Source organism: Crenothrix polyspora (genome assembly GCF_900163755.1).
GTDB classification, from domain to species: Bacteria; Pseudomonadota; Gammaproteobacteria; order Methylococcales; family Methylomonadaceae; genus Crenothrix; species Crenothrix polyspora.
On sequence record NZ_FUKI01000063.1, the window covers coordinates 1 to 1,066 of the forward strand.

Sequence of the window (1,066 nt, forward strand, 5' to 3'; positions counted from 1 at the left end):
GCGGCGGCAATCCAGAGCCTGTTGGGCACGGCAAAGCTGAACGGCCTGAACCCGGAGGCCTGGCTAAGGAACACCTTGGAAAAACTACCGACTTGGCCAAACAGGCGTATTGATGAGTTATTGCCGTTTGCACCGGGGGCTATTGAAAAACTCAGGCAGGGGTAGTGGTTTTGGTGCTCTGCTCTTATGATGTGCGTGTGGGGGTATGGGTTGTTTTTTGAAAAAATCTAGAGGATATCAGAGCCGATGACAATGCTTTAGGTGGTTGCGCTAAACGCTTACACACGACTTCACGTCGCACGCATAACATCTTGTTCAAGCGGGACTGGCCTTACTGTGGCCATTTTTAAAATCAGTTAAATTTAAACGGTGCTGGCTTTGCTTGCTTTCCTAAAGGCCAGCCCCTTAACAAAACGTTATGCCCATTATGGAGAAATATGAGCAATATCACTATTCGTCAAGCCGTTCTATCCGATATTGAGGCACTCATTCCACTCTTTGATGGGTATCGTCAGTTTTATGGTCGCCCAAGTGATATTCCTGCTGTACGAGAGTTTTTACTTGCTCGCTTCAATCATGGCGAGTCAGTGCTATTCATCGCATTGCAAGACAATAATCCAGTTGGTTTTGCTCAGCTTTACCCCAGTTTTTCTTCTGTGTCGCTAGCGCGAACATTTGTACTAAACGACCTCTTTGTCCATGAGCAAGCACGCAGAAAAGGATTGGCATCAAAACTGATGTCTGCCGCCGTTGAATTTGCTAGTATTTTGGGTGCTGTTCGCATTTCGCTATCAACAGCAACAACCAATGAAATTGCCCAGGCTCTTTATCAATCCGCAGGCTGGAAGCGTGATGAACAGTTTTTTGTCTATCACTTTGCTATCTAGGCATAACATTACGCTCAAGCGGGACGCGCCTTATCGTGGCGGTTTTGAAGGTTTATATTTTTCCATCTTCGGTGGCTTCGCTAATCGTCCGTGAAAGGCGCGCCCCTTAGCTTTACGTTAGCCAACCAATCCCCAAAAAGCGGGGAAAAGTGTTAAAAAAAAGCTCTGGTTCGGAGTAA

At 46.6% G+C, this 1,066-nt stretch carries 2 protein-coding genes; both read left to right on the forward strand.

The window, feature by feature from the left end; genetic code table 11:
* Nucleotides 1-165, forward strand: a 165-nt coding sequence (locus tag CRENPOLYSF2_RS04055; RefSeq protein ID WP_140396754.1) for a transposase domain-containing protein, incomplete at its 5' end; no start/stop codon positions are given.
* 272 nt (nt 166-437) lie between these two features.
* On the forward strand, nt 438-887 hold the full coding sequence (locus CRENPOLYSF2_RS04060; RefSeq protein ID WP_087142685.1) for a GNAT family N-acetyltransferase: 450 nt from the start codon (nt 438-440) through the stop codon (nt 885-887).
* Nucleotides 888-1,066 lie beyond the last annotated feature (179 nt).

What these genes read in the sequence shown, in the direction of transcription:
- CRENPOLYSF2_RS04060 (WP_087142685.1), top strand. Translation starts at nt 438, where the DNA reads ATGAGCAATATCACTATTCGTCAAGCCGTTCTATCCGATATTGAGGCA.